We start from the raw sequence: 17,035 nt of genomic DNA on the forward strand, positions 1-17,035 counted from the left end.
ACATAATAATTAGAGAGTTTAAAAATGCCAACCTTGATACCAAAGGCTGGCATTTTTTTATTTATAATGTAAAGACTACTGGATTTACTTGGATATATTCTATAAAATGAAGATATATTTTAAAACTAAGTTTCATTTAGTGAAACTAAAGGCGGTGTATGAATGACTTTCCAAATGATTGGTCTTGATCATATTCAGCTTGCAGCACCAGATGGTTGTGAAACAGAGGCACGTCATTTTTTCAATGATGTGTTGGGCTGGAAGGAGATTCCTAAACCTGAAGCCCTAAGTAAACGGGGTGGTGTATGGTTTGAGTGTGGCAGACACCAAGTGCATATTGGCGTACAAAAAGATTTTGTTCCCGCTACAAAAGCTCATCCGGCATTTCATGTACAGCATTTGGATCAGTTGCGTGATCATCTGATTCATAATCATATTCCTATTGTTGATGACGAAGCTAGGATAGATGAAGGTGTAAGGCGCTTTTATATAAATGATCCGTTCGGTAATCGCCTAGAATTTATGGAGTGGTTATAAGTCATAGGTTAGAGATGTATGCGTTGGACGTGCATACTTTTTTTGCAGATTTGAACATTTTTGCATGACCACATCAAAGGGTTGTAAAAAAGAGGGGATTTCTTTATGGTGAACTCAGTTGTAATGGAATGTTAACGTACGCTGAGGAGGAAGAAGATGAGCAACCAACCTTATGAAATCGCCAGAATCAAGATTAGCCAAGCCGGAGAACGCTGCAAAATGCTTTTGGGAGATCTGAATGGAGACGGCAGACTTGAGATGTTGTTGGTACAGGCTGATGGAGGGATAGACGATCGGTACGTTCCGCATCAGGTATGCTGTTTGACTGCGTTTGATCTGGAAGGAACATTACTATGGCAGGTGGGAACTCCCGATCCCGATGCAGGTGGTCCGGGCTCAGACTATCCCGCTCAGATCGCAGATTGGGATGGAGATGGAGATAATGAAGTATTGTGTGTCATGGGCAAACAATTTCTCGTGTTGGATGGCCAGAGCGGAGAGATCAAAGAAACACATGATCTGCCAGGTGATGAAGCACATGACTGCATTATTCTCGCCAACCTGACGGGCAACCAGCAAAAAATGGACATTATACTGAAAGACCGCTATAAGACGTTATGGGCACTGGACCATGATTTCCATTTATTATGGAAGCATGAAGGGAACCCGGGACATTTTCCTTGGGTATACGATATCGATGGAGACGGGAAGGATGAAGTCATGGCCGGATATGACATGCTGGATCATGATGGGACATTATTATGGTCTTGTCATAATCTCGATGATCATGCCGATTGCATATGGTTTGGAGACGTTGACGGCGATGGGGAAGTCGAGGTAGTTATCGGTGGCAGTGTCACGGTTATAATGGACCGCTACGGTAATGAGAAATGGCGTTATGAAGATTCGATTGAATCACAGCATATTGCGTTGGGCCATTTTTGTACTGAAATGGAAGGTTTACAGATTGCAGGCCTGGACCGGATTGTCCGGGGGGATGAGCACGGTAAGGACGGAATGTTCATGCTGGATAACGCTGGGCAAGAGATATGGAAAGAAAATCGCACGACTCGTGGCTGGTTAACCATTATAGAGCCTGTTGCTGACTGGGATGAAAGTGGACTCGATTATATTTTGGCTTATCGCCGAGGTGGCGATGTGTTGCCTTCTTTGGTAGATGGAAATATGAGAACGATTACCGAATTTCCAAAAGAGGGATATGCGGTACATGCAGATCTGGCTCAGAGCGGACAGGAACAGATCATCATCTATGACGCACAAGAAGCAGTGATTTACGCCAATTCTCCAATGACATTATCACTAACGGATGCAAAAAAAGCCAAGCCACAGCTCAAAAGGCTATATAGCTCGACTCTTTATCCAGGCGGTGAAGTTGAATTCTAGGTATTACTGGTCATCCTCCGATGAAGGTAGTTCATTCTGCGGACTGGATCCGGGTTGAAGTAAGGCTGCCAAGTCAGTGCCTGTCGTGACCGTCAAACGAGGCAGTTTCATGAGATCATCTCCAGGATGAACAAATCCGGGCTTTACGGTAAAAGCCATACGATATCCATGTTGCTGTAACTTGTAGATCATCTGTGTACTGGTATAACCAAAGGGGTAAGCCAGATATGGTGTGTCTATTCCGGTTTGCTTCATTTGCTGGACATCCTCATCCAGAAGACGGGTGTCCAGACCGACGGGTACGCTGTTACCACAGCGCATAAATCCCTTGTGATGCAGGTTATAGGTATGGCTGTTGAATTCAAATACGTCAGTTGCCGCCTGCATCTCTGGCTTGGAGATGAAACTGTTAATGGCGGGGCCAGATTCTGAAGGTTGATCTTGAATTTTACTACCAATGACAAACAATGAGGCATGGAAATTATATTTTTGAAGCACAGGGTAAGCTAACGTATAATTGTTCTGGTACCCATCATCAAAGGTAATTACAATGGACTTCAGTGGTAGGGAGAGTTTCCCGTTTACATACTGTTCAAGCTGATCCAATGTAATCGTACGGTAACCTTCATCGTGCAGGTATTTCATGTTTTGCTCGAAATCCTCCAGACTAATGATGGATTTGTTACCTGTCTGGTTATTGTTCAGTTTGGGCTCTATGTAATGATACATTAGTACAGGAACTTCTGTAGCCGTGCCTTCTTCAATCTTGAAGGTAGAACGATCCAGTACAGATTGATTGGAGTAGTCAGTGTGTGACAGCTGGAACGCTTTGTGTTTAACGATGTCCCATGAGGTACAGGCTTTGTGTGACATGGCATTCGTAGGATGAGTTACGGCATAGGCATATAGTGTAATGGAGCATGTGAGTATGGCAAGTACAGAAAGCGTGATCTTTTTCCAATGTTTCATGAGTCTTGGGGTTCTCCTTTAAAGTGGTTATTAAGTTATATCATAGACGATATTTCAACACGGGAGGTTACAGTATCTTTTCCTGTATCAGGTTGACATGCAGATGAGAGCGCTGATTAACGATTTGGATAGTAATGAGTTTCAGCATTGCGGATTGAGGAATAGGCATTTTGTATAAATTCTCTTGTGTTTTGATATGCTGCGTGATACAATAAGTCTGTTATGTGGAATACGGCGGTCCTCTATGGATAATGAAGGAGACAAGGTGATCTCTGGAAGAAGTATGAACGCCTGTACGGAAGGAGGGAGTCATAGATGAATATCGTTCAAGCGATTACACAAGAACAACTTCGTAAGGATATTCCGAGTTTTCGTCCTGGTGACACTTTGAAAGTGCACGTTAAGGTAATCGAGGGAACTCGTGAGCGTATCCAATTGTTCGAAGGTGTTGTGATTAAACGCCGTGGTGGTGGAATCAGTGAGACTTTTACAGTTCGTAAAATTTCTTACGGTGTAGGTGTGGAAAGAGCTTTCCCGCTTCATTCCCCTAAAATCGATAGAATCGAAGTGGCTCGCCGTGGTAAAGTGCGTCGTGCGAAGCTTTATTATCTTCGTGAACTACGCGGTAAAGCAGCGAGAATTAAAGAAATTCGTTAATATAACGGATACCGGGAAGGGCTTGGAGACAAGCCCTTTTCGTTTTTGTCCGGGAAAAGTTGAACCGGAGGTACACTTCCGAGTAAAATGATATGGCAACACATGCGGGGAATAGTCCGGGAGGCTTGTAAAATCAGTTATTGAAGTGCGTGTTCAAAAGACCGGTCTCAGTACCGACTTTTTGAACAACCTCTTGAAGGCATTTGAATTGTGGATTAAATGTACTGTAATGCTTGGTGTAAGATTACATAACTGATATGAATGTTTTGTATCCGTCCCTTGAGTTATTGGAACGATACAAAACAAAATGCTGGATGTGTGTACTGCTATAAACATGTACTGTGAAGAGAGGAAGATCTTGAATGGAACAAGAAGTTCAACATGACCGGGGCAATCCTGCCGAAGAGAAAGACAGTCGATCCAAAAAAGCCAAAAATGAAATTGTTGAATGGCTTAAAGCCATTGTTATCGCATTAGTCCTCGTCATTCTGATTCGGTGGTTGCTCTTCAAACCGTTTGTTGTGGACGGACCGTCCATGCAGCCGAACTTTGAAACGGGTGAACGTGTGATCGTCAACGAAATCTTATATGATATCCGAGAGCCGAAGCGCGGTGAAGTTATCGTCTTCCACGTACCAACCGAAGGTCGAGATTTCATTAAACGTGTTATTGCTGTCGAAGGTGATACGGTTGAGGTTCAAGGCGATACGGTAATGGTTAACGGGAAGAAGGTTGATGAAACCTATATTCAAGGAGCCATCGATGCAGCTGAAGCCAATGGTGGAACCTATAACGTGAAGGATTTCCCGAATGAGCAGTTCCCTGATGGCAAAGTGCCTGCAGGTCATGTGTTCGTCATGGGGGACAACCGTCCAAATAGTACAGACAGCCGTATGATCGGTTATGTTTCATTAGAAGATATTATTGGTCGTGCAGATGTTATTTTCTGGCCGATTGGGGAGATTAAGTGGATTAACCACTGAAATTGAAGTAAATAATGAGGTGAAGACAAGGTGACGATACAATGGTTTCCAGGTCATATGACTCGAGCCAGACGCCAGATTCAGGATAAGTTAAAGCTCATCGACGTGGTCATCGAACTATTGGATGCCCGTCTGCCTGTCTCCAGCCGTAATCCGATGATTGACGAAATATTGCTGGATAAACCCCGGATGATTTTGTTAAACAAGTCGGATTTGGCAGATGCCAAAGTGACGCAAGAATGGATTGAATATTTCAAGAAAGAAGGAATTACCGCCTTCCCTGTGGATGCCTCGACAGGCACCAATGTTAAAGACATTCCGGTACAGGCGAAGCTTCTTCTGAAAGAAAAGATTGATCGTCAACTGGCCAAAGGAATTAACCCTCGTGCGGTTCGCGGATTGATAGTGGGAATTCCAAATGTGGGTAAATCAACACTGATTAACCGACTGGCTGGACGGAGTATTGCGTTAACAGGAGATCGTCCTGGTGTGACGAAGGGGCAACAGTGGATTAAGGTAGGCAAAGAAATGGAGTTATTGGATACTCCGGGTATTCTTTGGCCCAAGTTTGAAGATCAGAATGTAGGTTATCGTCTTGCCGTAACAGGTGCAATCAAAGAGGAAATTCTGAATGCAGAGGATATCGCCTTTTTTGGAATCAGTTATCTGATGCGTTATTACTGGGACGCTCTGGAAGAGAGATACGGACTTCAGGAGTTCTCCAAGGATGCAGATGATTCAGACAGTGTTATTGCGATTATGGAACAAGTCGGCCGTATCCGTGGTTGTGTTGTAAGCGGTGGACGCATTGATCTGGAAAAGGCATCGCGAGCATTTTTGCGTGAACTGCGAGCGGGTAAAATGGGACGTTTCTCTATGGAAGCCCCTTATTAAAAAATGGACTCTACACGATGAAGATCAATATCTTTATCTGTTCATTTCATATATACAAGTGCCGCAAGAAGCGGCCGTTACCGGATTACCGGGAGCGGTCGCTTTTTTGTGTATAAAACGCCGAATTGGAGTTGGACTTATGTTCAATACGATAAAAATGGAAGAGGATTGAAGAACAGTGCGCTTTATGGAATTGGCAGAGCTATATATCAGGTGTATCTAAATCGTGCTATGATGAATGGTGGCGCAATTTAGATCAGACGAGGTCTGATATATTCAATTTAAACCATCAAATACCGATAAATGAAGACATCACTATCTTTATTATTGTAAACCCTCAAAGAAAATTTTTGCTGAGAGCGACAGGTTATACAGAACAAAGACAGCGAATCTACGTCTATATTATAAAAAGTTGTAAGTGATACGCATGTTGAAGAAGCATGGGTAGAGGAGATGAGCGTTATGATTGAAAAAAATGAAGAGATCGGGTTGAATCTACTGGATTCCCCGATTGGACCAAAGAAGAAAAAAGAAGCTAGTGAACCAAGGGACCTGTTGCTCTACGAGCGGGAGTATTGGGATAGTGGATTTGAACGTATTGCTGGTATAGATGAGGTAGGACGGGGATGCTTGTTTGGGGATGTTGTCGCGGCGGCAGTTATTTTACCGAAGGATCTCATTCTGGAAGGCGTGAATGACTCCAAGAAATTGACGGAGAAAAAACGTGATGCCCTGTATGACGTCATTATGGAAAAGGCACTGGCTGTAGGTGTCGGGTATGCGGATGCAGAGACAATTGATCGGCTTAACATCAAGCAGGCTGCGAGACTCGCGATGAAACGGGCTGTTGAAGCGTTGGGAGAAACTCCTGATTATATGCTGGTGGATGCCGAGAAAGTGGATATGAATATACCTCAACTGTCCATCATTAAAGGGGATGCCAATAGTCAATCCATCGCAGCGGCTTCCATCATTGCCAAGGTAACGCGAGATCGGCTTTGTAAGGAAGAATGGGATACGTTATATCCGGAATATGGTCTTTCGATACATAAAGGATATGCAACAAAAGTTCATCGGGAGCAAATTATGGCGTTGGGGGCAACCCCAATGCATCGGCGCAGTTTTCTGGGAAATCTGCTTGGAGAGCAGCAATCGTTGTTTTAACACAAGTTTGAAGGAAGGAGGGGGAGAGATTTGAATATCGGTTCCATGATTAAGGGATTATTGGGTGATAGTAAGCCAGGGAATGCCAAGCCGCTGGAATTAAAGGAAGGTCAGGTGGTTCGTGGCTCTGTAGTAAGTGTATCCGATGACGGAGGGGATGCAGTCCTGCAGATTCAAGGCGTGCAGGTGCGCGCCAAGTTGGAAACTCCACTTCGTCCGGGTGAGACCACATTGCTTCAAGTGCAGCCACCAGGTGAAAATGGCATAACGGTAATGAAGCCGATGTCGGGCACACTTGCTGAATTGCCACAAGCTTCTTTGAACAACCTGCTTCAGGATGTGGGACTGCCGGATACAAAAGGGAACCGGGAATTGTTGCTTGCCATGCAGCGTAGCGGTTTGCCGCTCACGAAGGATAATGTGGCAATGGTCCAGAATGTGATGACTGCCAAACCCGCACAGGTCCCTGTGGAAGAATGGGTGCAGGCGACGGGGATTGCTTTTCAACGTGGTCTTCCGGTTACGGCGGAAACGGTAAAAGGATTACACCAGACGGTGTTTGGCCCCCCTCTGCACCAGTTGTTAAGCGGACTGGCTGATGAATTGGAAACGATGCTGACTCAAACAACAGGTAAACCGACCCTGAATGGAGAACAATCTGCTACGTTAAAACCAGCAGTGAATGCTGGTGTACCTGTATTGCCGAATGTAGCGCAGATGGAAGAAGGACTGGCTGCATCAGCCAATGGTCGTCAGGTAGCCGGAACTGGAACCGGAGCACCTGCTCTGTCGACACAACAAGGTCAAGCGGCGTTGGCAGGAGCTACATCCATGACAGATGGTGTGGCGGAGGATGCAGGTACTGCAGTAAAAGGAAACATGCAGCCTGGTGGGAGCGCGGGAAATGCTGAAGCTGCGACGAAGGCCGCTGCCAGCCACGTTGAAATGGCTGGCAAAGGTGGTGCGAGTATTCCGTCAGGAACCGGAATACCTGAAGAGAGCCCGCGCGGGGCTGACGCGGGTGGGAGCCGCCCACTTACACCAGGGGCGGCAGCTGAATCTCAGGCTGGCCGTGTAAATGCAGGCCAGCCTGAAGCGGGCGCGGCCGGACGGACTGACGGCCGCGCTGAAACGCCTGCTGCTGCGGGGACGCCGTCCGCAGCAGGTCAGGCGGCGCCAGCAGCACCTACGGCAGCGCAGCTGGCGCCCAAGTTGCTGGCGCTGCTGGACGCACTGCGCAGCGCGTCCACTGCCGCACCGGCCGCCCCTGCATCGCAGGGCGGCCAGGCGGCTGCGGCTGCCGGAGGCGTGCCGCAGCCGTTGCCAACCGGCGCTGATGCGCCGCCGGCTGGCGGTACTGCCGCAGCACCTGCGGGTGCTGCGGCAGTGCACGCGCCTGTCACCCACGAGGGGGACCCGTGGGTGGGGCGCGTGCTGAAGCTGCTCGGTGCGGAGCACGAGCAGCAGGCCGTTCACGGCGCGGCAGCGCAGCCGCGCGTGGGGGGCGATGCGGCGAGTCCGGCGAATGCGGACACGCTGAAGGGCTTGCTGCTGCAGCTTGCCAGCAGCGAAGGTGCACCGGCGGCGCTTAAGGATGCCGCCGGACAGGCTGTGCAATATCTGACAGGTCAGCAGTTATTGCTGACGACAGATCGCAGTGCAACCTTTGCACAGATGCACTGGTTTATTCCGATCACTGGACCGGACGGGGAAGAAACCGCTTCTGTTCAGATTCAGTCACGTCGTGGAGCACGTGGAGAGTTGGATGCTTCCAACTGCCGTCTGTGGTTCGATCTGGATATGAAAAGTCTCGGGCCTACTCTCGTAGATGTACATGTGGTTAATAACATTGTCAGTCTGCGTGTATTGAATGATCGCGAGGGAATGGGACCGCTCCTGGAGAGCGGACGAGAGGTGATCCATCAGGCATTGGACAAACTGGGTTATCAACTGCTGACCTTCAAGGCAGAACCGTGGCCTGTGGGTCAGGAACCGGGAGCGGAACGAAAAATGAGGGCCTCAGACTATAGTCCCGAACGATACAAAGGGGTGGACGTGAAGGTATGAAAGACGAGTCGTCACAACCGGACCTGCTCTCCAAAAAGGCGGTTGCCCTTAAATATGTTCCTGGAGAGAGCGAAGCGCCTGTTGTTGTAGCCAAAGGGCGCGGCAAAGTGGCAGAAGCCATTCTGGATAAAGCCAGAGAAAACGGTGTAGCTGTTCAGGAGGATGCAGCACTTGTGGAGGTGCTCTCCAAGTTGGATCTGGATGAACAGATTCCAGCGGAACTGTATCAACTGGTCGCGGAGGTGCTGACGTATGTCTATCGTGCAGACCGGCTAGCCTCAGGACGTGGGGAAAATGAGTCATGGTAGAACATAGATTGGGCCAGGGCCAGGAGCCGGTTCTGAAGCTTACACGACAACAGAAGGGCCGATTAGGTGAAGAAGCTGCCTGTCAATGGTTGCGAGAGAACGATTATCGGATCATCCGACAGAACTGGCGTTGCCGTAGCGGTGAGATTGACATTATTGCTTCCCGCGAGGGCCTGATTGTCTTTGTAGAAGTAAGGAGTAGAAGTGGATCGGCTCGATACGGTACACCTCAAGAATCGGTTGATATGCGTAAAATGCAGCAGGTGCGCTCAACTGCATCCGTTTATTTGCAAATGACGGGAGAGGCGGACCTTCAGATCCGTTTTGATGTCATTGCCGTAATGCTGGATCAAGCAGGAGAGACGGTCTCCGTGAATCATATTGTTAATGCATTTTAAGAAAGACAATAAAAATCATTACTGTAATTTTGTTGATACGTAATGTATCTCATGGATTTGAACGCATAAGTTATTTCAAAGTACAAGTTTAATTATGTCTTATCTTTGCATTCGTTAAGTTTTGTAATGAGATGGTATAGTAAAGCCACGGTTCCTCCTTACACAGGAACTGTGGCTTTTTTTGTTTTATCCTATGAAATCATACAATAGAGGATAAGAGTATCAATAAAAAATCAGTGTATTTCAGAAATTTATAGATACAAAATGTATCATTTGTAATACACTAAGAAAGTTGAAATACAAAGAGAGGTTGGTGGGATGTATGAAAGAGATTCAGAATACTTCGAACAACTCAGTAAAACAAGTATGGGAGTGCCCTCGGATGGAAGTGTTGGATGTTAGTGAGACCATGAACGGTGGGCAAGGGATTTGGCAATATGTTTGGGACGGTGAATTCTGGAAGCTTGAGCTTTTAGTTAGTTAAGAGAGGTTATAGGAGCATTAGGTTTATAAATATATAGTGAGGTGTAGTGAGAAAATGAAGACAAGTATCAAATGGATAATTCGACTAAGTGCACTATCTTTATGTTTCATTTTGTTTGGAATGATGTATTCTGGCGTTTCTTATGCAGCTGATCCGTCTACACAGGCAAAGGTATCAGGTAAAGTTACGGATCCTGAAGGATTTCCTATCCAGGATGCAACAATCAAGTATTCCCTTAGATATCAAGGGGAAAATACCGAAAAAAGCGTGAAGACAGATGGCACTGGAAGTTATTCCATCCTTGCGTCTGTTCAGGATTATACTGAAATTAGTTTTATTATTGAAGCAGAAGGATACGTGACAGACAGGCATCGTAACACCTACTATTTGTCAGAAGGGGAACAGATTCTGGTTAACTTCGAACTATATGAACCTTCTACGATTGTAGGGTCCGTAACCGATCCTGCAGGTAAACCTGTTCCGGATGCTCTTGTCAAAGTAACAGGTGCCTTGGATCGTCCGGTGAAGACAGACCAACAAGGCAGGTATACCGTTACGGGCATTGATTACGACTATAATCCAAACATTGCAATCTGGGTCGATTCTGCCGATTATATGCTGTATGAACAGGATCGTTTGAATGTTCAGGCTGGAAAGACCTTAATCGTGGATGTTGTTTTGACAGAAGCCGCCCACGTGCGGGGAAAAGTTGTGGATGAGGCGGGCAATCCAGTAAGTGGAGCTAAAGTTAATGCCGGGGTTTTGGCAACAACAGATGCCCAAGGCAATTATTTTATAAAGCGCGTGCCAACGGGAGTCAGAACGATCACAGGGGAAGCTGCTGGATATTTAAAATCGAGCTTGAGTGTTACACTTGTGCAAGGAGATCGAAATACATTTGATATCGTACTTAAGAAGGATGCGGATATTACGCCGCCTGTAACCAAATACAGATTAGTACCGATTACAGATACGGTGAACGGGAAGGTATACATCAAAGGATTTACATTCAGACTTCAGGCAACGGACGAAGTCAAAGGTTCGGGCGTAAAAACAACGCAATATCGAATCAATGGCGGAGCATGGAACACGTATGAAGGACCCGTCAAATTTTATGCTCCCGATGTCAAAGTGGTAGAATACTATAGTACAGATGTTGCAGGTAACCAGGAGAAGTACAACAAAATGGATTTTGTTAAAGGCACATTTGAGGGAGCAGGCGCATACTGATCCAATCGTTGACGTAAGCGTGATCTCGTCATGATGCAAGATTACCGGTTTAAATAGACGGCTCCGACTTGATGATCGCCATTAGTGGATCAGGATTCGGCGTCGTCTTTCTTATTTTAAGCGCTGCTGTCTTACTAGTAAGAGCAATCCCTTTGAATCTCCCGAACAGAAGAGTGTATAATTAAGGATGTAATCTGGCGTTTTAATCTTTTGATTTGTCATAAACGAATTGTTCCAGACCGTAACCCGTCGTTAGGGTTACAAATCATATAATAAACAGGAGGTACGGCCGATGAGTAAAGCTACGAAAACAACGAATGAAGTCAGAAATGCGATTCAAAACCGTCGTACGGTGAAAAAATTCAAAAAAGAAGCTGTTCCTACACAGCAGATTATAGAATTGCTGGACACCGCAGTCTGGGCTCCTAACCATAAACTGCGTGAACCTTGGAGATTTTTACTGTTTACCGGGAATGGGCGGAAGAAACTGGCTGAAGCCATTGACGCAGAAATGGGAGAAGACAATAAATTCTCAGCCAATATTATGCAAGTCCCAGCCGTTATGCTTGTTGTTTTGGAGGAAGATCCAAGACAGAATATTTGGGACGAAGACTTCGCTGCGGTAAGTGCATTGGTTCAGAACTTTATGCTTGCAGCCTGGAGTGAAGACATTGGAACGTTCTGGGTGACCAAGCCATTCCTGTACGCTCCCAAATTCCGCAAACCTCTTGGAATAGAGCCGGGTGAGAAGATCATAGGCATGGTTTATATGGGGTACCCCGATGTTATTCCTTCTGCCAAAGAACGTACACCTGCGAAGGACAAACTGACTCTTTTTGAATAATGAATAATTGTAATAGGTAACTGCACATGCCCTAACAGTTTCAGATAAATTGACGTACAAGTACCTTTCTTTTCAAAAGGGAGGCACCTGCACGTTTTTTTGTCATGTTGACATACCGTATATTAAAACCTGCATGAAACATCCGTTGTCTTGGCCAAGTTATTCAATCTACAGGTTGAACTTCGCGTTGTTGTGTTTGGTAAACTTGTTCTTCCTTCATATGCTACTCAAAATAAATTAAGATCCAATTGACGGTACTGTATGGCTTCAGCTACATGAGCTGTCACAATCTCACCATCATGGTCCAGGTCGGCAATGGTCTGTGCCATCTTGATAATCCGGTCATGTGCACGCATGCTCAGGTTCAATGTTTGCAGCGTTTGCTCTAACAGTTGCTCTGCCTCTTGAGGGAGACGGATCGTTCGTCGCAAAAACGTGCCCGAAAGCTGACTATTCCAGCGAACGGAACTTCGGGCATAGCGGTTGGCCTGAATTAGATGAGCGTGAATTACTTTTGCCTGCATTTCTGCAGAAGAAGGCGAGACCGTAGACTTGCGCCACTCGCCTGGTGAAGGGACCTCAACCTGAAGATCGATACGATCCAGCAATGGTCCTGAAATTTTGGCACGGTACGCGGCAACGCGGGAGGGACTGCATATACAGCGCTGCTCCTCCGAATGAGCGGATAAATATCCGCAGGGACAGGGATTCATGGAACATGCAAGCATGAACTGTGCAGGGAAAGTGAATGCAGCACGTGCCCGACTAATTGTCACTGTGCGATCCTCTAACGGCTGCCGTAATACCTCCAGCACTTGGCGCTGGAATTCAGGTAGTTCATCCAGAAACAAAATACCCCTGTGGGCTAGGCTCACTTCACCCGGTTTCGGAATACCACCGCCTCCAATCAGGCCCGAGGTGGATATTGTGTGGTGAGGGGAGCGAAAAGGTCTGTCTGCAATCAGGCCTTGAGGCGCTTCTTTCAATTTGCCTGCGGCACTTAATACTTTGGTGACTTCCAACGCTTCATCTTCTGACAAAGGAGGAAGGATGGAGGGCAGCCGTTTGATTAACATCGTTTTGCCAGTGCCTGGCGGTCCAACGAGCAGTATATTATGCATGCCTGCTGCAGCAATCATAAGCGCGCGTTTTACATGATGCTGCCCCAAAACATCACTATAGTCATCTGCAAATAATGGTGTTTGTCTCGGCGTTCCATCCGCCATCTTGTTAGTCTTAACTGTTATAGGAGCAACAAGGTGAGCATAATTTTTCAATACGACTGGTCCTGCATTCGCATGGTTTGGTATCCCTGCTGAATTAGCAGGCTCATCTGGACTTTTCGGAGCAATATCCTGCAAATGACGAATGCCAAACACCTGAATCTCACGAATAAGTGAAGCTTCCTCCACGTTATCCAAAGGCAGAAGCACAGATGTAAAGCCTTGTCGTTTGGCCAGATCCACCATGGATAAAATGCCAGGCACGGACCTGACCGAACCGTCCAATGCCAGTTCGCCAACCACGAGTGTCCGTTCCTGGGGAGGAAGTACAAGCTGGCCACTTGTCATAAGTAAACCCATCGCAATAGCAAGATCAAAGGAAGATCCTTCCTTGCGCAGATCAGCGGGGGCCAGATTAATTGTGATCCGCTGTAAAGGATATTGATATCCGCAGTTTTTAATCGCTGCCCGAACACGTTCAACAGCTTCACGAATGGCTGAATCCGGTAAGCCGATGATGGATGTCTGTGGCAGACCGTTGGATAAATCGGTCTCTACCTCGATCAGAACACCATCAATTCCGTACAAACACGCACTGTGCAATTTTCCGTACATGACAAAGAAACACCTCACTCGATTCTTGGCTCCGAATAACACGGGCCAGTCTACGAATTAAGGTGCTTCCTCAGCTTCTACTAAGCATTTTATATAAAAGGAATCATGGAGTCAACCTGCCCATATCATTGTTTTTGTCATCATTCCTGATCCCTGAATTTTATTTCTGGAAGGAAATCATAAGATGTATCAATTACTTTTTTTAATGAAGCATGAAGAATGTATTTCGGGTAATATATTCTCTTTTATATTTTACACAATCTAATTTAACATAATTAAATTGAATAGTAAAATCATTTGTGCTCAATTATTCTGTTTTTTTTCTAATTTGTGATAAGATAGATTTATAGTTCCTTTTTATTAGGAATAGAATGCACAATAGGCAGGTGAGAAAGACATATGCAGACTGACAGTTTGAAGCTGGATAACCAATTATGCTTTGCCATATATGCTTGTTCACGTGAGATTACGAAGATGTACCAGCCTTATCTGGAGGTACTTGGCGTAACGTATTCCCAGTATTTAGTTTTAATGGTGTTGTGGGAACGTGAAGAATGTACGGTTAAAGAGATCGGGGAGGCACTCTATCTCGATTCGGGAACATTGACACCACTTCTCAAACGTTTGCAGTCCGCAGGACTTATTAATCGCGAACGCTCGGCTCAGGATGAACGAAAAGTATTAATTACACTAACCGACTCCGGCCGTGAGTTGCAGAACAAGGCATTGTCCATACCTGCATCCATTCAGGGAGACGCGTGTTTGAACAGTGCAGAGTTTGAAGCATTGCTGGGTCAGTTCAAAGGGTTGCTGGAGAAGGTTCACGAAACCAACACGAACACAGCCAAAAAATAAAATGTAGATATATACCAGGGAAACCTTAGCTTTCAGCTGAGGTTTTTTCCATATATACCCAAGCATTCACAATATGGGATCATACTCATATCAAAATACTGTCTATTAACCATTAATTTTTTAAGGAAAGCGTTTTAAAAACGTGTTACAATGAATTGGGTTTAAGTGAAAATAGTCAACATTTGTCTTTTGTTAGTCTACCAACCCGCCTTGTTGCAGTCATGTTGATAGGAGGATTCGAGAATGAATATCCATGAATATCAAGGAAAAGAAGTACTGAAACAGTATGGAGTTACCGTTCCAAACGGAAAGGTTGCTTATACAGTCGATGAAGCGGTTGCGGCCGCAGAGGCACTGGGCAGTCCGGTGACTGTTGTTAAAGCGCAAATTCACGCAGGTGGCCGGGGTAAAGCCGGCGGCGTAAAAGTGGCGAAGAGTACGGATGAAGTTCGTGCCTATGCTTCCGAAATTCTGGGTAAAGTATTGGTAACACACCAGACTGGACCAGAAGGAAAAGAAGTGAAACGTCTTTTGATTGAAGAAGGATGCGATATCCGCAAAGAGTATTATGTGGGTGTTGTTGTGGACCGTGCCACAGGCCGTGTAGTTATGATGGCTTCCGAAGAAGGCGGTACTGAGATTGAAGAAGTAGCTGAAGCTACACCTGAGAAAATTTTCAAAGAAATTATTGACCCTGCCATTGGATTGCAAGTGTTCCAGGCGCGTAAACTGGCTTACAGCATTAATATTCCGAATGAACTGGTGAACAAAGCTGTTAAGTTCATGCTCGCGCTGTACACTGCATTTGTCGAAAAAGATTGCTCTATTGCCGAGATCAATCCTCTCGTTGTTACCGGAGATGGAAACGTTATCGCTCTAGATGCGAAATTGAACTTTGACTCCAACGCGTTGTTCCGTCACAAAGACATTATGGAACTGCGTGACCTGGATGAAGAGGATGAAAAAGAAATCGAAGCTTCCAAATACGACCTCAGCTACATAGCACTCGATGGCAACATCGGCTGTATGGTCAATGGTGCGGGACTTGCGATGGCAACGATGGACATTATCAAATACTACGGTGGAGACCCGGCCAACTTCCTTGACGTTGGGGGCGGTGCTACAACGGAAAAGGTGACTGAAGCATTTAAGATCATCTTGTCCGATGCCAAAGTAGCGGGAATCTTTGTTAACATTTTCGGTGGCATCATGCGCTGTGATGTAATCGCCAATGGTGTTGTTGAAGCCGCGAAGCAGCTTGGCCTGACCAAACCGCTGGTTGTTCGTCTTGAAGGAACTAACGTGGAGCTTGGCAAACGTATTCTGGGCGAATCTGGCCTGAATATTGTTCCTGCTGATTCCATGGCCGATGGTGCACAGAAAATTGTTGCCCTCGTAAAATAAGTTCATTCCTTAGTACCGGAGCTGTCCGGGAATTGAAAAATAACCGTAAGGATGTGAAGCAACGTGAGTATTTTGATCGATAAAAATACAAAAGTCATTACGCAAGGCATTACGGGTTCAACGGGAATGTTCCATACGAAGGGCGCATTGGACTACGGAACCCAGATGGTAGGCGGAGTTACACCGGGTAAAGGCGGAACTAATGTGGATATCACGCTGGAAGACGGCACAGTAGCCAGTCTGCCAGTGTTCAACACTGTGCAGGAAGCGAAGGAAGCTACAGGCGCAACAGCGAGCGTCATTTACGTTCCTCCAGCATTTGCAGCAGATTCCATCATGGAAGCTGTTGATGCAGAGCTGGACCTCGTGATCTGTATCACAGAAGGTATTCCGGTTCTTGACATGATCAAGGTTGACCGCTTCATGGAAGGTAAGAATACTGTTCTGATCGGACCGAACTGTCCAGGTGTCATTACACCGGGTGAATGTAAAATCGGTATCATGCCTGGTTATATCCACATGGCAGGACATGTTGGCGTGGTTTCCCGTAGTGGAACCCTTACCTATGAAGCCGTTCATCAACTGACGACGCGTGGCATTGGACAATCTTCTGCTGTAGGAATCGGGGGAGACCCTGTCAAAGGTTCCGAGTTCATTGATATCCTCAAACGATTCAATGAAGATCCACAGACTCATGCAGTCATCATGATTGGTGAGATTGGTGGTACAGCTGAAGAGGATGCTGCAGATTGGGTACGTGAAAACATGACCAAACCGGTTGTTGGCTTTATCGGTGGCGTAACAGCGCCTCCAGGCAAACGGATGGGCCATGCTGGCGCTATTATCTCTGGCGGTAAAGGTACAGCCAAAGAGAAAATTGCAAAGCTGGAATCTTGCGGTATCAAAGTGGCACCAACGCCTGCTGAGATGGGCTCCACTTTGGTGAGCGTACTTGAAGAACGCGGTATTTTGAATTTATGCACGACACATTAATTCTTT

Annotated in this window: 17 protein-coding genes; 15 read left to right on the forward strand and 2 right to left on the reverse strand. The window is 46.1% G+C overall.

Annotated features, from left to right (window positions below; genetic code table 11):
- Nucleotides 1-162: 162 nt before the first annotated feature.
- Together ACTHPG_RS06120 and ACTHPG_RS06125 are read left to right on the forward strand one after the other, a co-directional pair.
- Complete coding sequence (locus tag ACTHPG_RS06120) at nucleotides 163-537, forward strand: VOC family protein (protein WP_440388242.1); 375 nt, start codon at nucleotides 163-165, stop codon at nucleotides 535-537.
- A 156-nt stretch (nucleotides 538-693) separates the two neighbouring features.
- On the forward strand, nucleotides 694-1,941 hold the full coding sequence (locus ACTHPG_RS06125; protein ID WP_440388243.1) for a hypothetical protein: 1,248 nt from the start codon (nucleotides 694-696) through the stop codon (nucleotides 1,939-1,941).
- Nucleotides 1,942-1,944: 3 nt separating this feature from the next.
- Here the strand turns inward: ACTHPG_RS06125 and ACTHPG_RS06130 are convergent, their stop codons facing one another.
- Nucleotides 1,945-2,910 (reverse strand): polysaccharide deacetylase family protein, encoded by a 966-nt coding sequence (locus ACTHPG_RS06130; protein WP_440388244.1) that lies wholly within the window; start codon nucleotides 2,908-2,910, stop codon nucleotides 1,945-1,947.
- Between the two features lie 315 nt (nucleotides 2,911-3,225).
- Between ACTHPG_RS06130 and rplS the strand changes: the two genes are divergently transcribed.
- From rplS to ACTHPG_RS06180, 10 genes are all read left to right on the forward strand, one after another.
- Nucleotides 3,226-3,567, forward strand: coding sequence for a 50S ribosomal protein L19 (gene rplS / locus ACTHPG_RS06135; protein ID WP_024630190.1), 342 nt, complete (start codon nucleotides 3,226-3,228; stop codon nucleotides 3,565-3,567).
- Nucleotides 3,568-3,929: 362 nt separating this feature from the next.
- Nucleotides 3,930-4,550 (forward strand): signal peptidase I, encoded by a 621-nt coding sequence (lepB, locus tag ACTHPG_RS06140; RefSeq protein ID WP_440388246.1) that lies wholly within the window; start codon nucleotides 3,930-3,932, stop codon nucleotides 4,548-4,550.
- Nucleotides 4,551-4,580: 30 nt separating this feature from the next.
- Entirely contained in the window at nucleotides 4,581-5,444 is an 864-nt protein-coding gene (ylqF, locus tag ACTHPG_RS06145; RefSeq protein WP_440388247.1) for a ribosome biogenesis GTPase YlqF, read from the forward strand.
- Nucleotides 5,445-5,906: 462 nt separating this feature from the next.
- On the forward strand, nucleotides 5,907-6,608 hold the full coding sequence (locus ACTHPG_RS06150) for a ribonuclease HII (RefSeq protein WP_440388248.1): 702 nt from the start codon (nucleotides 5,907-5,909) through the stop codon (nucleotides 6,606-6,608).
- 30 nt (nucleotides 6,609-6,638) lie between these two features.
- Nucleotides 6,639-8,675, forward strand: a complete 2,037-nt coding sequence (locus ACTHPG_RS06155; protein WP_440388249.1) for a DNA ligase — start codon at nucleotides 6,639-6,641, stop codon at nucleotides 8,673-8,675.
- Nucleotides 8,672-8,983 carry an EscU/YscU/HrcU family type III secretion system export apparatus switch protein gene (locus tag ACTHPG_RS06160; RefSeq protein ID WP_440388250.1) on the forward strand — a complete coding sequence of 104 codons (312 nt, stop codon included), beginning with the start codon at nucleotides 8,672-8,674 and terminating at the stop codon, nucleotides 8,981-8,983. Before ACTHPG_RS06155 ends, ACTHPG_RS06160 begins: the two co-directional genes overlap by 4 nt.
- Nucleotides 8,977-9,381 (forward strand): YraN family protein, encoded by a 405-nt coding sequence (locus ACTHPG_RS06165; RefSeq protein WP_440388251.1) that lies wholly within the window; start codon nucleotides 8,977-8,979, stop codon nucleotides 9,379-9,381. Before ACTHPG_RS06160 ends, ACTHPG_RS06165 begins: the two co-directional genes overlap by 7 nt.
- Before the next feature lie 322 nt (nucleotides 9,382-9,703).
- Nucleotides 9,704-9,865: a paeninodin family lasso peptide gene (locus ACTHPG_RS06170; protein WP_440388252.1), complete on the forward strand. Its 162-nt coding sequence runs from the start codon at nucleotides 9,704-9,706 to the stop codon at nucleotides 9,863-9,865.
- 54 nt (nucleotides 9,866-9,919) lie between these two features.
- Nucleotides 9,920-11,095, forward strand: coding sequence for a carboxypeptidase-like regulatory domain-containing protein (locus tag ACTHPG_RS06175; RefSeq protein WP_440388253.1), 1,176 nt, complete (start codon nucleotides 9,920-9,922; stop codon nucleotides 11,093-11,095).
- A gap of 292 nt (nucleotides 11,096-11,387) precedes the next feature.
- Nucleotides 11,388-11,939: a nitroreductase family protein gene (locus ACTHPG_RS06180; RefSeq protein ID WP_440388254.1), complete on the forward strand. Its 552-nt coding sequence runs from the start codon at nucleotides 11,388-11,390 to the stop codon at nucleotides 11,937-11,939.
- 227 nt (nucleotides 11,940-12,166) lie between these two features.
- Here the strand turns inward: ACTHPG_RS06180 and ACTHPG_RS06185 are convergent, their stop codons facing one another.
- Nucleotides 12,167-13,777 carry a YifB family Mg chelatase-like AAA ATPase gene (locus tag ACTHPG_RS06185; RefSeq protein ID WP_440388256.1) on the reverse strand — a complete coding sequence of 537 codons (1,611 nt, stop codon included), beginning with the start codon at nucleotides 13,775-13,777 and terminating at the stop codon, nucleotides 12,167-12,169.
- Between the two features lie 399 nt (nucleotides 13,778-14,176).
- On the opposite strand from ACTHPG_RS06185, the gene ACTHPG_RS06190 reads away from it, so the two are divergent.
- The 3 genes from ACTHPG_RS06190 (at nucleotide 14,177) to sucD (ending at nucleotide 17,029) form a co-directional block, all read left to right on the forward strand.
- Complete coding sequence (locus tag ACTHPG_RS06190; protein ID WP_440388257.1) at nucleotides 14,177-14,632, forward strand: MarR family winged helix-turn-helix transcriptional regulator; 456 nt, start codon at nucleotides 14,177-14,179, stop codon at nucleotides 14,630-14,632.
- A gap of 243 nt (nucleotides 14,633-14,875) precedes the next feature.
- Nucleotides 14,876-16,036 carry an ADP-forming succinate--CoA ligase subunit beta gene (gene sucC, locus ACTHPG_RS06195; RefSeq protein ID WP_440388258.1) on the forward strand — a complete coding sequence of 387 codons (1,161 nt, stop codon included), beginning with the start codon at nucleotides 14,876-14,878 and terminating at the stop codon, nucleotides 16,034-16,036.
- A 63-nt stretch (nucleotides 16,037-16,099) separates the two neighbouring features.
- Nucleotides 16,100-17,029 carry a succinate--CoA ligase subunit alpha gene (gene sucD, locus ACTHPG_RS06200; protein WP_036609382.1) on the forward strand — a complete coding sequence of 310 codons (930 nt, stop codon included), beginning with the start codon at nucleotides 16,100-16,102 and terminating at the stop codon, nucleotides 17,027-17,029.
- The last annotated feature ends 6 nt before the right edge of the window (nucleotides 17,030-17,035 follow it).

It is taken from the genome of Paenibacillus sp. SAF-068, from assembly GCF_051967555.1.
Classification (GTDB): domain Bacteria; phylum Bacillota; class Bacilli; order Paenibacillales; family Paenibacillaceae; genus Paenibacillus.